Origin of the sequence: Paracoccus sp. UBA5162 (assembly GCF_002413585.1) — a bacterium.
Taxonomy (GTDB): Bacteria; Pseudomonadota; Alphaproteobacteria; order Rhodobacterales; family Rhodobacteraceae; genus Paracoccus.
In genome coordinates, this window is the sequence record NZ_DHXG01000031.1 from 23190 (window position 1) to 39452 (window position 16263).

At 66.6% G+C, this 16263-nt stretch carries 14 protein-coding genes and 1 tRNA gene; 3 read left to right on the forward strand and 12 right to left on the reverse strand.

Features of this window, described 5'->3' with window-relative positions:
* Positions 1–66 precede the first annotated feature (66 nt).
* The 7 genes from glmM to B4A72_RS04090 all read right to left on the reverse strand — a co-directional run bounded on the left by glmM (position 67) and on the right by B4A72_RS04090 (position 8010).
* The gene (gene glmM / locus B4A72_RS04060) at positions 67–1410 is read right to left on the reverse strand and encodes a phosphoglucosamine mutase (protein WP_292954827.1); all 1344 of its coding nucleotides are present in this window, start codon (positions 1408–1410) and stop codon (positions 67–69) included.
* Entirely contained in the window at positions 1407–2396 is a 990-nt protein-coding gene (gene folP, locus B4A72_RS04065) for a dihydropteroate synthase (protein WP_292978128.1), read from the reverse strand. The genes glmM and folP overlap by 4 nt, the downstream gene beginning before the upstream one ends.
* Positions 2396–3178 carry a dihydroneopterin aldolase gene (locus tag B4A72_RS04070; RefSeq protein ID WP_292954821.1) on the reverse strand — a complete coding sequence of 261 codons (783 nt, stop codon included), beginning with the start codon at positions 3176–3178 and terminating at the stop codon, positions 2396–2398. The genes folP and B4A72_RS04070 overlap by 1 nt, the downstream gene beginning before the upstream one ends.
* A 69-nt stretch (positions 3179–3247) precedes the next feature.
* Positions 3248–3886 (reverse strand): cell wall hydrolase, encoded by a 639-nt coding sequence (locus B4A72_RS04075; RefSeq protein ID WP_292954818.1) that lies wholly within the window; start codon positions 3884–3886, stop codon positions 3248–3250.
* A gap of 314 nt (positions 3887–4200) precedes the next feature.
* Complete coding sequence (locus B4A72_RS04080) at positions 4201–6741, reverse strand: putative PEP-binding protein (protein ID WP_414692486.1); 2541 nt, start codon at positions 6739–6741, stop codon at positions 4201–4203.
* A gap of 176 nt (positions 6742–6917) precedes the next feature.
* Entirely contained in the window at positions 6918–7511 is a 594-nt protein-coding gene (locus B4A72_RS04085; protein ID WP_292978129.1) for a peptidylprolyl isomerase, read from the reverse strand.
* Positions 7504–8010: a peptidylprolyl isomerase gene (locus B4A72_RS04090; protein WP_292954812.1), complete on the reverse strand. Its 507-nt coding sequence runs from the start codon at positions 8008–8010 to the stop codon at positions 7504–7506. The genes B4A72_RS04085 and B4A72_RS04090 overlap by 8 nt, the downstream gene beginning before the upstream one ends.
* Positions 8011–8181: 171 nt before the next feature.
* Here B4A72_RS04090 and B4A72_RS04095 point away from each other — a divergent pair, with 171 nt between their 5' ends.
* Positions 8182–9384, forward strand: a complete 1203-nt coding sequence (locus B4A72_RS04095; protein ID WP_292954809.1) for a phosphoglycerate kinase — start codon at positions 8182–8184, stop codon at positions 9382–9384.
* Positions 9385–9460: 76 nt separating this feature from the next.
* On the opposite strand, the gene B4A72_RS04100 is transcribed toward B4A72_RS04095, so the two are convergent.
* Positions 9461–9958: a hypothetical protein gene (locus B4A72_RS04100; RefSeq protein WP_292978130.1), complete on the reverse strand. Its 498-nt coding sequence runs from the start codon at positions 9956–9958 to the stop codon at positions 9461–9463.
* A 192-nt stretch (positions 9959–10150) separates the two neighbouring features.
* Between B4A72_RS04100 and B4A72_RS04105 the strand changes: the two genes are divergently transcribed.
* Positions 10151–10224, forward strand: a tRNA-Gly gene (locus B4A72_RS04105).
* 121 nt (positions 10225–10345) lie between these two features.
* Here the strand turns inward: B4A72_RS04105 and pheT are convergent.
* On the reverse strand, positions 10346–12733 hold the full coding sequence (gene pheT / locus B4A72_RS04110) for a phenylalanine--tRNA ligase subunit beta (protein WP_292954804.1): 2388 nt from the start codon (positions 12731–12733) through the stop codon (positions 10346–10348).
* 169 nt (positions 12734–12902) lie between these two features.
* Positions 12903–13355 (reverse strand): nucleoside deaminase, encoded by a 453-nt coding sequence (locus B4A72_RS04115; protein ID WP_292954801.1) that lies wholly within the window; start codon positions 13353–13355, stop codon positions 12903–12905.
* A gap of 119 nt (positions 13356–13474) precedes the next feature.
* Here B4A72_RS04115 and B4A72_RS04120 point away from each other — a divergent pair, with 119 nt between their 5' ends.
* The gene (locus B4A72_RS04120) at positions 13475–14905 is read left to right on the forward strand and encodes a pseudouridine synthase (protein ID WP_292954798.1); all 1431 of its coding nucleotides are present in this window, start codon (positions 13475–13477) and stop codon (positions 14903–14905) included.
* A gap of 86 nt (positions 14906–14991) precedes the next feature.
* Here B4A72_RS04120 and hemP read toward each other — a convergent pair whose 3' ends face one another.
* Together hemP and B4A72_RS04130 are read right to left on the reverse strand one after the other, a co-directional pair.
* On the reverse strand, positions 14992–15168 hold the full coding sequence (hemP, locus tag B4A72_RS04125) for a hemin uptake protein HemP (protein WP_292954795.1): 177 nt from the start codon (positions 15166–15168) through the stop codon (positions 14992–14994).
* Positions 15169–15278: 110 nt separating this feature from the next.
* Positions 15279–16157, reverse strand: coding sequence for a zinc ABC transporter substrate-binding protein (locus B4A72_RS04130; protein ID WP_292954792.1), 879 nt, complete (start codon positions 16155–16157; stop codon positions 15279–15281).
* Positions 16158–16263: the final 106 nt, after the last annotated feature.

The window sequence follows — 16263 nt, forward strand, 5'->3', positions numbered from 1 at the left end:
CCTCTTTCCAAATACCTCGCGGGGGTCCGGGGGCGCGAAGCCCCCGGCCGTCGCGGGACGCAGGAATCAGGCCGCCCGTTCGACCGCCGCCACGATTCCGTCCACGACCTCGCGCAGCATGTCCTCGTTTTCGGCCTCTGCCATGACCCGGATCAGCGGTTCGGTGCCCGATTTGCGGATCAGCACGCGGCCAGACCCGGCAAGCCGCGCCTCGGCCTGGGCAATGACGGCGCGAACGGCCTCGGCCGACAGGGGGTCGGCGCCCGCGGCGTATCGCACGTTCTTCAGCAGTTGCGGCACCGGATCGAATTGTGCCGCAAGCGCGCTGGCGCTGTCGCCGATCTCGGACATCGCGGCCAGAAACTGCATCGCCGCGATCAGCCCATCGCCGGTTGTGGCATAGTCGGTCATCACGATATGGCCCGATTGCTCGCCGCCCAGGTTGAAGCCGCCCTCACGCATCTTTTCGACCACGTAGCGATCGCCGACACGGGTCCGTTCCAGCTTCAGGGCATGACCCGACAGGAAATGCTCCAGCCCCAGATTGGACATGACGGTGGCGACCAGCGCCCCGCCGCGCAGCCGGCCCTGCGCCGCCCAGCGGGATGCCAGCAGCGCCATGATCTGATCGCCATCGGCCAAGCGCCCGGTCTCGTCGATGATCGCCACCCGGTCGGCATCGCCATCGAGGCTGATCCCCAGATCTGCGCCATGGTCCAGCACCGCGGCGGCGCAGGCTTCGGGATGGGTGCTGCCGACGCCGGCATTGATGTTGCGGCCGTCGGGATCGACGCCCAGCGGGATCACCTCGGCGCCCAGTTCCCACAAGACCTCGGGCGCCGCCCGATAGGCCGCGCCATTGGCGCAATCGACGACGACCTTCAGCCCGTCCAGCCGCTGCCCGGCCGGGAAGGTGGTCTTGGCATATTCGACATAGCGCCCGCGACCGTCATCGACCCGCCTGGCGCGGCCGATGTTGTTCGGCTGCGCCGGTTCGATCTCGCCTGCGACGATGGCCTCGATCTCTGCCTCGGCCTCGTCGGACAGCTTGAAGCCGTCGGGACCGAAGAACTTGATCCCGTTGTCATCGGCCGGGTTGTGGCTGGCCGAGATCATGATCCCCAGATCCGCCCGCATCGACCGGGTCAGGAAACCCACCGCCGGCGTCGGCACCGGACCCAGCAGCAATACGTTCATGCCGGTGCTGGTCAATCCCGCCGTCAGCGCGTTTTCCAGCATGTAGCCCGATTGCCGCGTGTCCTTGCCGATCACCACCCGGTGCCGGTTGCGCCCGTCGCGGCGGAAATATCGCCCGGCTGCGGCACCCAGCCGCAGCGCCATCTCGGCGGTCATCGGATGGGTATTGGCGCGTCCGCGCACCCCGTCCGTTCCGAATAATCCTCTGCTCATTCCTCTGCCTTTTCGTTCTGGTCAAGAGCCCGCCACAGGCGCAGCCCCTGATCTGTGCCCGCCACGTCATGCACGCGGTGGATCTGGATGCCCTGCGCGACCGCCGCCAGCGTCAGCGCCAGGGTGCCCGGCCCGCGTTCGGCGGCGCCCGCGACCCCGCCGATCGTGCCGATGAACCGCTTGCGCGACACGCCCAGAAGCACCGGGCAACCCATGCCATGATACAGCGAAATCCGCCGAAGGATGGCAAGATTATGCGCCTGCGTCTTGCCGAATCCGATTCCCGGATCGATCACGATCCGATGGGCGGGGATTCCCGCCGAAACCGCCCGCGCCATCCGCGCCTCCAGCGCGTCATAGACGTCCAGCAGCACGTCGTCATAGCGCGGATCGTGCTGCATGGTTTCCGGCAGCCCCTGGGCATGCATCAGGCAGACCGGAACCCCTGCCGCGGCCACCACGCCGGGCAGGGCGGGATCGAAGTCAAAGCCGGACACGTCGTTGACGATAACCGCCCCGGCCTGCAACGCCGCCTGCGCCACGCTGGCCTTGCGAGTGTCGACCGAGATCGGGATCCGGTCCGCAAGGGCGCGGATCGCGGGCAGGATGCGGGCGGCTTCGTCGGCCGCGGGAACCGAGGTCGCGCCGGGGCGCGTCGATTCACCGCCGATATCGAGGATCGCGGCCCCCTCCGCCGCCAGGGCCCGCGCCTGTATGACCGGATCATAGGCGCCACCATCCGAGAAACTGTCGGGCGTCGCGTTCACGATCCCCATGAGATGCGGCCGATCCATGGCCAGGCCAACCAGCGTCGCGCGCGGGCGCGTCAGCGTCTCGAGCACATCATCGGGGATGGCATCGCTGATCCGGGGCGGCTGCCCGCGGCGCAGGATCTCGACTTTGGAAAAACGGACCCAGCCCCCGGCCAGCCTGTGCCGGCCATGCGGGCAGGGCAGGGGTCGATGATAGCGGCGGTCGTCCCTCATCAGCGTTCCGCCCGTCCCGTCGCCGCCCTCAGGCCCGCGGGCGCGACCGGCAGCGGCGTGTCCTGGGCAAAGTCGATCCTTGCGGCATCCAGCCGCCGCGCCAGCCAGAAACCCAGGCTTTCGACGTTCTCGCCGGCCTCGGGCGCGTCACAGGCCAGACGGCTCGGGGCCCAGACGACGGCTTGGCCAAGGCGGATCGCGTGATCGATCTCGGTTCGCGTCTCGGCGACGTCCAGACCCAGCCGCCCGGCCAGCGCCCAGGCCGCCTGATCCATCGCCAGAAGCGCGATGCGCCGCCGGTCCCCGCCCTCGGGCAGCGGCAGGCCGGGCGCATCGGGCAGGATCAGCAGGGCACCTTCGGGCAGCGCAGCGGGCCGGCGCCAGATCAGAAGCCGCACCGGCATGACGCGTTCCGCAACGGCGACCCGGCCCGCGTCGCGGCTGATCGTGATGCCAAGGGCGCCCGGCCCCCGGTCCAGCTTTTCCACGGTCACCCGGACACGCGCCGCCTGAGGATGGACCAGAATCGCGGCCGCGATCCGTTCGGCCAGGGTTTCGACAAGATTGTATCGCTGATCGCACAGGGCAGTGTCGATCGCTTGAACCAGAAGATCATAGGACAGGATCCGGTCCACCTGATCCTCGGCCCCGCTGACCGGGGATGCAAGATCGACGGCGACATCAAAGCGCAACCGCTGGTCGCGGCCGCGTTCGGACTGGAATGCGCCGATCTCGGCAGAGACGACATGATCGCGCAGATGGATACGGTCAGGCTGGTCCATATCCGCCATTCACCGCAAATCCGACGCTGCCGCAAGCCCGTCCGCGCGGCGCCCCCGCGACCGGCGCGATCAGTTCGACGCGACCCGCTGACCGGTGCGATAGAAGATGTGGCGACCGATCTGCACGGTGCGCTGGAAACGCCTGGACCAGGCCGGACGAACCGCAGGCGTATGGAAATAGGTCGCGCCCTTGGTCAGCACCCGCGGCGCCCCTGCCAGAGCCGCCTCGGCGATCTGGCGGGCGCGCATATACGCGCTCTTGTTGCCGATCGCCTTGCGTCCGCCGATCGTATAGCTGAACTGGCTGGGCTGGTTGACGACGCCGCAGACGGTCGAGGGGAAGGCGCCGCTGTCAACGCGGTTCAGGATCACCTCGGCCACGGCGGCCTGACCCTTGGCCCCTTCGCCCCGCGCCTCGAAATACAGGGCCTCGGCCAGACAGCCCAGATCGCGGTTGGAATAGCGTGGCGTGGCCTTGGCAAGGAATATCTGGTCCGGCGCGGCCTTGACCTTCGCGGGCTCGGCATCGGAATAGAGCAGCGGTTTCCGGCGCGGCAAATCCATGGGGCTCTGCGCCGCCGAAAAGATTCCGGCTCCGGCAGAAAACAGCGAGGCATTGCCGCCGGCCTGGGCGGATTGCGAGACAAAGGAAATTGCTGAGGCGGCACCCAGGCAGATGAGTGCCAGCCGCGATGGCAGCATGGTCATTGTCGTTCCTATAAACGGGTCGCGTTGACAGGGTCTTAAATCGCGCCGCATCGCGAGCAGGTGACGGACGCAAGAGAACCAGGAAGTGACTAGAATTTTCCGGAACGATCTTTCCATGACACATATGCAAGTCCCGCGTTCCGGGGCGTGTTATCCCCGTTTCGGGCGAAATCCCGCCGACGCCTTTCTGCTGAACCGGCGAGTTTCGGCAGAGCGCGGAAAAATTGGGTCCGTTTCGGACGCAGTTTCAACAACTTGCGGTTGAGATTTTCGGCGCGAGGCGACGAATCACCGGCATCCGGCCAAAACCGCGCTCAGGTCTTGTCGCGCAGCCGTGAATTGATTGCGGACTGGGCGGCGGCCAGTCGCGCGACGGGCACCCGGAAGGGTGAGCAGGAGACATAGTCGAACTGCGCCTCGGCGCAGAAATCGATGGATTCAGGGTTGCCGCCATGTTCGCCGCAGACCGCGATCGTGATCCCCGGCCGTTGCTGCCGGGCCCGCCGGGCGCCGACCAGAAGCAATTCGCCCACGCCCTCGTTGTCGAGAAAGTGAAACGGATCCTCGGCATAGACGCCTTGGCCGACATAGATGCCCATGAAGCGCCCGGCATCGTCGCGCGACAGGCCATAGGTCATCTGCGTCAGATCATTCGTGCCGAAGGACAGGAAGGCGGCATGGGCGGCGATGTCTCCCGCCCGCAGCGCGGCGCGCGGCGTTTCGACCATCACGCCCAGGCGATAGGTGAAATCGCTGCGACGTTCGTTGCGCACCGCGGCGGCGACTGCATCGACACGGGTCTTGACCAGTTCCACCTCGCGCATGGCCGAGACCAGCGGAACCATGATTTCGGGAACCACGGGCGCGCCCTTGCGGCTGGCCTCGACGGTGGCCTCGAAGATGGCACGGGCCTGCATGTCGTAGATTTCGGGAACGGTGATGCCCAGACGGACCCCCCGCATGCCCAGCATAGGGTTGAATTCCGACAGCGCCTCGACGCGCCTGGTCACGTCCGAAAGCGGCAGATCCAGCGATTCGGCCAGTTCGCGCAAGCCCTCGCGGTCGTGGGGCAGGAATTCGTGCAGCGGAGGGTCGAACAGGCGGATAGTGACGGGCAGGCCGGCCATGATCTCGAACAATTCGATGAAATCGCGGCGCTGCATCGGCAGGATCCGGTCCAGCGCCAGCTTCCGGTCGGCGGGCTTGTCGGCAAAGATCATCTCGCGCATGGCGGGCAGGCGGTCCGCATCGAAGAACATGTGCTCGGTCCGGCACAGGCCGATGCCCTGTGCGCTGAACCGGCGCGCGGTGCGGGCGTCCTCGGGCGTGTCGGCATTGGCGCGCACGCCGATGCCGCCGGCCGCGTCCGCCCAGTCCAGAAGCTGCGTGAACGCCTCGTCCAGCGCCGGATCCAGCAGGGCGGCCGCGCCTGCCAGAACCTCGCCCGAAGATCCGTCGATGGTGATCTCGTCACCCTCGCGCAGCAATCTTGCACCGGCGTGCAGGGTTCGGGCACGGCCGTCGATGCCGATGCCCGAGGCGCCGACGATGCAGGGCTTGCCCAGACCCCGTGCGATCACGGCCGCATGGCTGGTCGTCCCGCCCCGCTCGGTCAGCACGGCGACCGAGGCGTGCATGCCCCGGATATCCTCGGGCACGGTCTCGCGGCGGACCAGGATACAGGCTTCCTCGCGGGCGGCGGCGGCCTGGGCGGCGGCGGCGGAAAATACGATCCGGCCGGTGGCCGCGCCGGGACTGGCGTTGATCCCGCGCGCGATGACGTCGCGCGGGCTGCGCGGATCGACCTGATGATGCAGCAGATCGGCCAGGGCACGCGGCTCGACCCGCATCACGGCCTCGGTCCGGGGAATGATCCCGTCGCGTGCCAGGGCCACGGCGATCCGCACGCTGGCGCGCGAACTGCGTTGCAGCCGAACCGCGTCGATGATCGAAATCCGTCCGTCCGTCAGCACGAATTCGATCTGCATCTCTTCGCGCAGCCTCTCGCGCGCGGCGACGCCGAAGCGGACCAGATCGGCGAAGATGTCGGGGGCCACATCCTCCAGCGACGTGCCGCGTTCGTCGCAGGTCAGATACAGCGTCTCGGCTCCGCTGCCCACCGCCGCGCCGTGATGCTGGCCGCGGAAGCGTCCGGTGACGCGCGGCGTGCCGGTGACCGGATCGACGAACTGGATCGTGCCCGATCCCGACAGGCCCGGCCCGAGGGCCAGCGCCATGTCCTGAACCACCAGCCCCAGAGGGGCATCGGCGGGCGCGCCCTTGGCCTGCCGCAACAGGCGGGCGCTGGGTCCGTCCCAGGCCCGCGCCATCGAACGCAGGACCTCGGCCAGTTGCCGGGCCGGATCCTGCGGAAAATCCTCGTCCATCTCGTCATGGTAAAGGCGCAGAGCATGGGCCAGCGCGCCGTCGCCTTCCTGCGCGAACATGTCGGGATCCAGCCGGGCGATGTTGATCGCGTAGCTCTGCACGAAACTGAGATAGATCGCATCGGCGTTGCCGCGTCCGATCCGTCCGGCAAGGCGGGCATGGGTGGCGTCGTTGATGCCGACATTCAGCACCGTTCCCGGACCGCCCCAATCCGGCATCACGGCCGAGGGGCGCACGCTGACAAGCCCGTCGCCGGTCTCGAACAGGGCCGACAGCCCGGGCAGGCCGCCGCTGCGCCCCGCGGCAATGGTCTGGACCGCCGCGGCCGGAATGGCGAAGCTTCGCGGAACAGGCAAATCCATTCGCACCAGACGTTGCAGGCATTTGGCGCGCCAGCCGTGCCGCACCCGCTCGACCTCGGCCGAGGGTGTGATTTCCAGCAGATCGGGGCAGTCGCGCATGTTCATGGTCGCGCAGGATAGGCGCGCCGCCGCGGATGCCGCAAGGGCGAAAAACGGCTGTCGCGCGGGGCCTTGCCGGCCGAACCGGCCGCCTGCAGCGCACGCCGCCGAAGACCGAATGCCGCGCAGGGAAATCGGGGCCCGTCAGGCGGACCCCGCTGCATCCGGAATTCTGCCGCCGATCACTCGGCGATGGTCACCTTGGCCATGTAATCGGGATTTTCGACCGCGCCATTGGCGTCGGCGTCGCCCTTCTTGATCGAATTCAGCACGTCCCATCCCTCGATCAGCTGACCCACGACCGTATATTCCCCATCCAGAAAGGTCGCGGGCGCAAGGTCGATGAAGAACTGGCTGTTGGCGCTGTCGGGATCCTGCGCGCGGGCCATGCCGACCGTGCCGGCCTGAAACGAGACATCGTTGAACTCGGCCTGAAGGTCGGGCTTGTCCGAGCCACCGGTGCCCGCCATCGCGGTCTCGCCATCGCGCTGGCCATATTCCACGTCGCCGGTCTGGGCCATGAACCCGTCGATGACGCGATGGAAGACGACGCCGTCATAGGCGCCCTCTTTCGTCAGTTCGACCAGGCGGGCGACATGGTTCGGGGCCTTGTCGGCAAACAGGTCCAGGGTGATCGTACCCTTGGGCGTGCCGTCGGCGGCGGCCACTTCGATCACCATGTTCGGGCCGGGGCCATCCTCGGCTTTCGGAGCCTCCTGGGCGAGGGCCGCACCGGCCATGAGCGCGAGGGCGGGGATCAGGATCAGGCTACGCATCGGCAGCCACCTTGACCGAGATCATCCGGTCGGGACTTGCGGGCGGTTCGCCGCGGGCGATCTTGTCCACGTGCTCCATCCCCTCGATCACGCGGCCATAGACGGTATACTGGCCGTTCAGGAAATGATTGTCGCCGAAATTGATGAAGAACTGGCTGTTGGCGCTGTTCGGATTCTGCGATCGCGCCGCGCCCAGCGTTCCACGGTCATGCGGCAGCTTCGAGAATTCGGCCGGCAGGTCGGGCAGGTCCGACCCACCCGTGCCCGCGCGGCCGGGATTGTAATCCTGTTCCATATTGGCGTGTTCCACGTCGCCGGTCTGAGCCATGAAACCGTCGATCACCCGGTGAAAGGCGACATTGTCGTATTTGCCCGCGCGGGCCAGCTCTTTCATCCGCTCGGCATGTCTGGGCGCCACGTCGGGCAGAAGTTCGACCACGACCGGGCCGTCCTTCAGCGCGATGATGACGGTGTTCTCGGGATCCTTGATCTCGGCCATACGGGCCTCCTTTCCACAGGTTCACCCGTGATCTAGGGCTTTCGCGGCACAAGGGCAACGCGCAAGCCCGTGACGGCGGGATCACGCTGCCGTCAGCCGACCGGCGCAGTTGACGCGCGCTTCGTCCTGCGGGACAAGCCTCGGCGACGGCAGAGATCGAAAGGACGCGCCATGGCAGATTTCCACACCATCGACGACATGGATCTGGAGGGAAAGATCGTGCTGACCCGCGTTGATCTGAACGTGCCGGTCGCAGAGGGCCGCGTCACCGATGCCACCCGGATCGAGAAGATCGTGCCGACCGTCAAGGACATCCAGGCCAGGGGCGGCATTCCGGTCCTGCTGGCCCATTTCGACCGTCCCAAGGGCCGTCGCGTCGAGTCGATGAGCCTGAAACAGATCGTCCCGGCGCTGGAACAGGCGCTTGGCCAAGGCGTCGTCTTCGCCGAGGACTGCATCGGCGGGCCGGCCAAGCGCGCCGTCTCCGCGCTGAATCCCGGCGATGTGGCCTTGCTGGAAAACACCCGTTTTCACGAGGGCGAGGAGACGAACGACCCGACCTTCGCGGCCTCGATGGGCGCGCTTGGCGGGGCCTATATCAACGACGCCTTTTCGGCCTCGCATCGCGCCCATGCCTCGACCGAGGGGCTGGCGCGGCTGCTGCCCGCCGGTGCCGGGCGCCTGATGGAATCCGAGATGAAGGCCCTGGATGCGGCGCTTGGCCATCCCGAACGCCCGGTGATGGCGGTCGTTGGCGGGGCCAAGGTCTCGACCAAGCTGGATCTGCTGTCCAACCTGATCGACAAGGTTGATCACCTGGTCATCGGCGGGGGCATGGCCAATACCTTCCTGGTGGCGAGGGGCGTCGAGGTCGGCAAGTCGCTGGCCGAGCGGGACATGGCCGATACCGCCCGCGAGATCATGGAAAAGGCCGACCAGAAGGGTTGCCGGCTGTATTTGCCGAAAGACATCGTGGTCGCGCAAGAATTCAAGGCCGGCGCGGAATCCGAGGTGCTTCCGGTCGATCAATGTCCGCCCGACGCGATGATCCTCGATGCCGGGCCGCAGACGGTGGCAGCCCTGTCGGACGCGATGGGACTGTGCCGCACGCTGATCTGGAACGGTCCGCTGGGCGCGTTCGAGATCGCGCCTTTCGACGGCGCCACCACTGCCGCCGCGCAAGAGGCTGCGCGCCTGACGCGCGAGGCCGGCCTGATCTCGGTCGCGGGGGGCGGAGACACGGTGGCGGCGCTGAACAAGGCAGGCGTGGCCGGCGATTTCACCTTCATCTCGACGGCAGGCGGGGCCTTTCTGGAATGGATGGAGGGAAAGGATCTGCCGGGCGTCGCCGCGCTGCGCGATTCGACGTCCTGACGCCAGCGAGCCGTCGCAAAAGATCAGGGCCTGCCGCAGAACAGCAGGCCCCGTCCTTTCAAGCCGACGTTGCGGATCATCCGAACAGCTTTTTCAGCCATTTGCCGAAAGGATCGCCCGAGCCGGAACCACCGGCTGACGAGGCTTGGTCGTTGCCGGCATTGGTATCACTGGCTTTGCCGTGGTCTTTCTTGGTATCGACATCATCGGCCTTGTCCTTGGCCTTCTTGTCGCCCTTGCCCTCGGTCACGACGGCATCATTGTCCGAACCGGCCGAATTTCCAGCCGCCTCATTGGCGGTCCGGCTGCCGTAGGAAATGACGCCCGAGTCGCTGTTTCCGCCATTCGCGACACCGCGATATTCGTTCGCGCGCGCCAGCCATTCGCTGAAACCGGTCTTTTCGGGTTGAACCTCGACCTTGTCAGGCACGGATTCGATGGCGGTTTCGCCGGCCGTGGTGATCGGACGCAGGAACAGGCTTAGCTGATTCGACCCGATCTGGGCCGCCGGGGCACCCGAACTGGCCGCGAGCAGCGAAAGCTGATACCGTCCGATAGGGGTTGTCGTAAACATCAGAACTCCTTCACTTGCTGTCTTAGCCCTTCCGGTATCGGGCGACCCAGCCATTTTTGCGAATGAATTCCGGTTAAGATTTTATTAACGAAGGCAAACCGCCTTGCGATCTTCCCTGGCCGGCTGCATTCTGGATGCGTTGCGCCGAAGCGCTTGAACCCGGTGGCGATGGCTTCTATACCCGGACCAGTCGCGGGTGTAGCTCAATGGTAGAGCAGCAGCCTTCCAAGCTGAATACGTGGGTTCGATTCCCATCACCCGCTCCAACGCCTCCAGGACATATCGGATCGGCCGCACGCGAACCTGTCACCGGGCGCCACGGGCCGGTTCCAGCGACATGGCCGGCCCCCCTTCGGGCGGATGCGTTTGACGCGGAAAGGCCAGTGGTCAGCCGCGCAGGGCACCCCCGGTCGCTTTCGTGACCTTGTCGATGATCTTCTGGCAGACTGCCTCGATCTCGGCGTCTGTCAGGGTCTTGTCGCGCGGTTGCAGGCGTGCGGTGATGGCGATGGACTTGCGGCCATCGTCAAGCCCGGTGAACTGGTCGAACACCGTCACGCGGTCGATCAGCGTCTTGTCCGCGCCCTGCGCCGCATTGACCAGCGTCAGCGCCTCGACCTGCGGATCGACGACGAAGGCGAAATCGCGTTCGACCGCCTGCAATTCCGACATTTGCAGCGTGGGACGGGCAGACGATTTCTGCTTCGGGAAGGGAATGTTCGCGATGCTGACGGTAAAGCCGACCGCCGGACCCTTCAGCTGCATCCGGCGCATCACCCTGGGGTGAATCTCGCCGAACGTGGCCAGCATGTTGGGGCCAAGCGCGATATTGCCAGCGCGGCCCGGATGCCACCAGCCGTCCAGCTTGCGATTGATCTGCGCCTTCGCGGGCGCGCCAATGGCCGTCAGCACCGCCTCGGCATCGGCCTTGGCGTCATACAGATCCACCTTGCGATGGCTGCCGAAAGGATCGCGCGGAGCCGTGGCGCCGACCAGCAGGCCCGACAGCCGGATCGCCTGTTCGCCCGGCTCGCCGCCCGCGAAAACGGGACCGATCTCGAAAAGCGCCATATCGGTCAGGCCGCGCGCCTGGTTGCGCGCCGCTGCCGCAAGAAGACCGGGCAGCAGATCGGGACGCAGATGCGTCATCTCGCTGCTGATCGGGTTTTCGACCCGGACCGAATCGCCGCCGCCGCCGAAAAGCAGCGCCGCGTCCTGGTCGATGAAGGAATAGGTGACGCATTCGTTATAGCCAAGCGCCGCCGCCTGTCGACGCGCAGTCCTTTCGCGGACCTGCAGCGGCGTCAGGATCGGCTTTGGAACCCCCGGCTGCGGACGCGGCAACGGCTTGCCCTGCAGTCCGGTCAGGCTGGCGATGCGGGCGATTTCTTCGACCAGATCGGCCTCGCCCAGCACGTCGGGCCGCCACGAGGGGACATGGGCCAGATCGCCCGACAGGCGAAATCCAAGCGCCTCCAACGTCGCCCGCTGCTTGGCTTCCGGAATGTCGAGGCCAACGAGGCTGCTGGTGCGGGCCGGGTCCAGCCGATAGGCGCGGCCGGTATCGGGCAGGGTGCCGGCGGTGACGATTTCCGAGGCTTCGCCGCCGCAGAGATCAATGACCATTTTCGTTGCTAGTTCAAGGCCATGAAGCGTAAAATTCGGGTCGATTCCACGTTCAAAGCGATAGCGTGCATCGGAATTGATCTTCAGCGCCCGGCCGGTGGCGGCGGTGCTGATCGGATCGAAATAGGCCGCCTCGATGAAGACCTCGGTCGTGAATTCTCCGGCGCCGGAAGCGGCCCCGCCCATCACGCCGGCGATGCTTTCCGGGCCGGTCTGGTCACAGATCACGACGGCACCGGCGGGCAGCGCATAGGTCTTGTCGTCCAGGGCAACGATTTTCTCGTCCCCGCGCGCCGCGCGCAGGATCAGATCGCCCCGAACCTTGGCCGCATCGAAGACGTGAAGCGGACGGTTCAGGTCGTAGGTAAGGAAATTGGTGATATCGACCAGGGCGTTGATCGGTCGCAGCCCGATGGCGCGCAGCCGCTTTTGCAGCCAGGCCGGCGAGGGTCCGTTTTTGACGCCGCGCACGACGCGGCCACTGAAGAACGGGGCTTTTGCGGCTGCGTCGTCCGCGATCGTGACCTTGATCGGGCAGGGGAAACTGCCCGTTACCCTGGCCTCGGGCAGCGGTTTCAGCCGACCCAGACCGCGCGCCGAAAGATCGCGGGCGATGCCATGGACCCCAAGCGCGTCGGGCCGGTTCGGAGTGATCTTGACATGGATCACCGGGTCGATCTTCTCGGGCGCATGGGCCGCCAGCCAGTCGGTGAATTTCTCTCCGACCTCTCCCGAGGGCAGTTCGATGATGCCCTCATGTTCGTCCGACAATTCCAGTTCCCGCTCGGACGCCATCATGCCGTGGCTTTCGACGCCGCGGATCTTGCCGACGCCCAGCGTCACGTCGATGCCGGGCACATAATCACCGGGCTTGGCCAGCACCACGGTGATACCCGCGCGGGCATTCGGCGCGCCGCAGACAATCTGTTTCTCGCCCTCGTCAGTCATCACGCGGCAGACCCGCAGCCGGTCGGCGTCGGGGTGCTGCTCGGCCGAAACGACCCTGGCCAGCGTGAAGCGGTCCAGCCGGGCGGCCGGATCGCTGACATCTTCCACCTCGAGGCCCAGATCGGTCAGCGCCTCGGTGATGTCGGTCAGCGAGGCGTCGGTGTCGAGATGCTCCTTGAGCCAGGACAGGGTGAATTTCATGTCGGATCATCCGTTGAGAGGCGCGGGCCGCGCGGGCCGGGTGTTCGGCCCGGTTCCTAGCGCAAGCGACGGGGGATTGGTAGGGGCGCGAAGGGCGCCGTTCGCGCAGCGGCGCGCCCGGCCCAGCGGCAGCGACCGGGGCGGGCTTCGCCCGGCCCGTCCCCCGATCTCAGCGCCGCGCGGCGAAGAAGTCGCGCAACAGGCGTTGCGCGGCCTGGGCGCCGATTCCGTCGTAGATCTGGGGCCGATGATGGCACTGGGGATGATCGAAGACCCGCGCCCCATGCGCCACGCCGCCCATGCGAGGGTCGTCCGCGCCATAGAACAGCGTGGCGATCCGCGCGGCGGCGATGGCGGCGGCGCACATCGGGCAGGGTTCCAGCGTGACCCACAGGACATGGCCCGGCAGACGCTCTGTTCCCGCCTTCGCGCAGGCCGCGCGCAGGGCCAGAATCTCGGCATGGGCGGTCGGATCGGACAATTCGCGCGTCCGGTTGCCTGCGGCGGCGACGACGCGGCCCTGCGGCGACAGGATCACCGCGCCCACCGGCACCTCGCCCCGTCCCGCGGCCGCGCGCGCCTCTGCCAGGGCTTGCGCCATATGCGATGTGAACTTCGCCATGCCCGCTTGTCGCAAGGCCGCGATTGCCGCGCAAGCGGGCAAGACAAGGCTTTCCATGCGGTGCCGGAAAGCCTAGAACGCCCCTTTTGCCACCGCAGCGATGCGCAGGAGAGATCGCCATGACCGACAATCCCGAAAATCCCGGCAAACCGGCGGATGCCGACCGCATCGCCAAGGTGATCGCCCGTGCCGGCCTTGCCAGCCGCCGCGAAGCCGAACGGATGATCCGCGAGGGCCGGGTGACGGTAAACGGGCAAAAGATCGACAGCCCGGCCCTGGATGTCCTGCCCACGGACCTGATCGTGGTCGATGGCCGGAAGCTGGACGAGAAACAGGATACGCGGCTGTGGCTCTACTACAAGCCGGTCGGACTGGTCACGTCGGATTCGGACGAAAAAGGCCGGCAGACCGTGTTCGATGCGCTGCCCCGCGATCTGCCGCGGGTGATGAGCATCGGGCGGCTGGATCTGACCTCCGAAGGGCTTTTGCTGCTGACCAATGACGGCGAATTGAAGCGGCGGCTGGAACTGCCCTCGACCGGCTGGCTGCGCCGCTACCGGGTGCGGGTGAACGGCAATCCCAGCGACCTGACCTTCGCGCCCCTGCGACGGGGCGCGACCATCGATGGCGAGGATTTCGCGCCGATGGAGATTCGGCTGGACAGTCAGCAGGGGGCGAATGCCTGGCTGACCGTCGGCATCCGCGAAGGCCGGAACCGCGAGATCCGTCGCGCGATGACCCATGTCGGCTTGCAGGTGAACCGGTTGATCCGCGTCGGCTATGGCCCGTTCAAGCTGGCGGGACTGGAAAAAAACCAGGTGTCCGAGGTCAGGCGCAAGGTGCTGCGCGATCAACTGGGCGGGTTGCTGACCGGCGAGGTCGAGGAGAAGGACCGCGAGATGCGCCCGCGTGGCGCCGCGGGCGACCGCCCCCTGCGTGGCAGGCCGGATGATCGGTCGGGCGATCGGCCCGAGGGCCGGACGTTTCGCAGCGCCGGCCCGGACCGGCCGCGCCGCGAGGATGGCACGGGACCGCGTGGTCCGCGCGGCAAACCGGAAGGGCGGGGCGGCCATGCGGCTTTCGCCGATCGTGCGGCGCGCGGCCCGGACGACAAATCCGCCGGGGATCGTCCCTCGCGGGGGGGCAGTCCCGGGACCAAGGATGGCCGTCCGCGCGGCCCTCGCACGGAAGGCGATCAGGGTGACCGACCGCGCCGCAGTTTTGCCGGCAAGCCTGGCAAGGGTCGCTTCTCGCAGGATGGCAAACCCTGGGACAGGAAGCCGGCCGACAGGACGCCGAAGAACGCCATGTCCGGGGATGACCGCGCCGGACATGGCACAGGCGAGGAAGGCCGCGACCGTCCGCGCCGCGGCTTTGCGGCGAAGCCGGCCGAAGGGCAGGGCGCGCGGCGGAGCTTTGCGAAATCCGGGCCAAGGCCGCAGGGCGCAAAACCCGGCGCCAAGGGCGGGCGTCCGCTTGGCGGATCAAAGCCGTTCAAGGGCAAGCCGGGCGGCGGCGGCCGGCCATCGGGGAAACCGCGCAAACCGTGAAGGTCCGCCCATCGACCGCAGGCGCAATCTCGGCCGAACCTCGTGCCCGGCGCTGGCGGGCGCCGGGGGAATGCCGACCGGGTGGATCATTTCGTCAGGATCAGCTTTCCCGCGCGCGTGATCCGCAGTTGATAGATTTGATCATCGAGGATGATCAGCGCCTGGTTCCCGCCCCGTGTCAACTGCGTCGCATCATGCTGCGGCAGACGGGACAGGGGGTGCGGGCTGGCCGGGGTGAAATCGGCGGGACGAATGGCGGTCATCTTGGCCTCCTGGATCTGGGTGATGCTTCCCTAAGATCCTGACAAAATGTCTCTGGTATGTCAAAGTAAAAGAGTCGGAATTATCCTTCTGCGCGATAAAGTGCCCCGCGTCAGCTTTTGCCCAGGCAGCCGATCAGGTTGTCGGCCATGCCTTTCAGGATGTCCGAGTAAAGATCGGGGCCTTGCGGCATCGTCCGGCCCAGCAGGTCAAACTCTCCGGCGATCCGGGCATTGGTGCCATCGATCACTGTCCCGATCCGACGCGGATCCTGTCCATATTCGGAGAAGGCGCAGATCGCGTTGGTTGCGGCGATCTGGTTGCGGATATCTCGCAACCGCGCGGCCGAAGGGTCGCTGGCATCGCCCAGCGTCACGGCAAGCGCCGGACTCAGGCCGTAGTGACGGGTGAAATAGCCATAGGCATCATGAAAGACGACAAAGGCCTTGCCCGAAAGGGGGGCCAGTTCCGCCGCAATCTGCCGATCCAGTGCGGCAATCCTCTGCTGCGCGCTTCGGGCATTGCTTCGATAGCGCGACGCATTGCCTGCGTCGTGGCTGGCCAGGGCCTCGGCGATCGCAGCCAGCCACAGACCGGCATTGTCGGGATCCAGCCATAGATGCGGATCGGTCTTGCCATCGTTGCCGTCGTTGCCGTAGCCACGGGTCTGGACACCCGGCAGCGCGGCAAGCTCTAGATTGCGGCTCTCCGCGCTCAACGATTCGGCGGCGCGATCCAGCCAGGGCGTCAGAACCGGTCCGACCCAGATCAAGAGGTCGGCTTGCTGCAAGGCGCGTGCATCCGAGGGTCGCAACTGATAGCTGTGCGGATCGGATCCGGCTGGGAGCAGAACCGGAATTTCTGCCAGATCGCCCGCGACCTGCCGGACAAGCGAGGCTGTCACAGGCGTATCGGCGACGATTCTTGTCGGTGCAGCCAAGGCAGGGCTGGCAAAGCCGATCAGGATCGCAATGAGAACCGAAAAGCGCATAGGTGACACCGTCGAACGAGTTGCGGGCCCTCCTCATGCAATGTTACAAGGTAACAAGTCAAATAAATTTGTGATAAGATAACATGAGCAATCAGGTTCCGGCGAC

Coding starts and splice junctions, on each gene's coding strand:
- B4A72_RS04075 (WP_292954818.1), bottom strand. CDS start 3,886: ATGACCATGCTGCCATCGCGGCTGGCACTCATCTGCCTGGGTGCCGCC.
- B4A72_RS04095 (WP_292954809.1), top strand. CDS start 8,182: ATGGCAGATTTCCACACCATCGACGACATGGATCTGGAGGGAAAGATC.
- pheT (WP_292954804.1), bottom strand. CDS start 12,733: ATGAAATTCACCCTGTCCTGGCTCAAGGAGCATCTCGACACCGACGCC.
- glmM (WP_292954827.1), bottom strand. CDS start 1,410: ATGAGCAGAGGATTATTCGGAACGGACGGGGTGCGCGGACGCGCCAAT.
- B4A72_RS04120 (WP_292954798.1), top strand. CDS start 13,475: ATGACCGACAATCCCGAAAATCCCGGCAAACCGGCGGATGCCGACCGC.
- B4A72_RS04090 (WP_292954812.1), bottom strand. CDS start 8,010: ATGGCCGAGATCAAGGATCCCGAGAACACCGTCATCATCGCGCTGAAG.
- B4A72_RS04085 (WP_292978129.1), bottom strand. CDS start 7,511: ATGCGTAGCCTGATCCTGATCCCCGCCCTCGCGCTCATGGCCGGTGCG.
- B4A72_RS04115 (WP_292954801.1), bottom strand. CDS start 13,355: ATGGCGAAGTTCACATCGCATATGGCGCAAGCCCTGGCAGAGGCGCGC.
- B4A72_RS04130 (WP_292954792.1), bottom strand. CDS start 16,157: ATGCGCTTTTCGGTTCTCATTGCGATCCTGATCGGCTTTGCCAGCCCT.
- B4A72_RS04100 (WP_292978130.1), bottom strand. CDS start 9,958: ATGTTTACGACAACCCCTATCGGACGGTATCAGCTTTCGCTGCTCGCG.
- hemP (WP_292954795.1), bottom strand. CDS start 15,168: ATGACCGCCATTCGTCCCGCCGATTTCACCCCGGCCAGCCCGCACCCC.
- folP (WP_292978128.1), bottom strand. CDS start 2,396: ATGAGGGACGACCGCCGCTATCATCGACCCCTGCCCTGCCCGCATGGC.
- B4A72_RS04070 (WP_292954821.1), bottom strand. CDS start 3,178: ATGGACCAGCCTGACCGTATCCATCTGCGCGATCATGTCGTCTCTGCC.
- B4A72_RS04080 (WP_414692486.1), bottom strand. CDS start 6,741: ATGAACATGCGCGACTGCCCCGATCTGCTGGAAATCACACCCTCGGCC.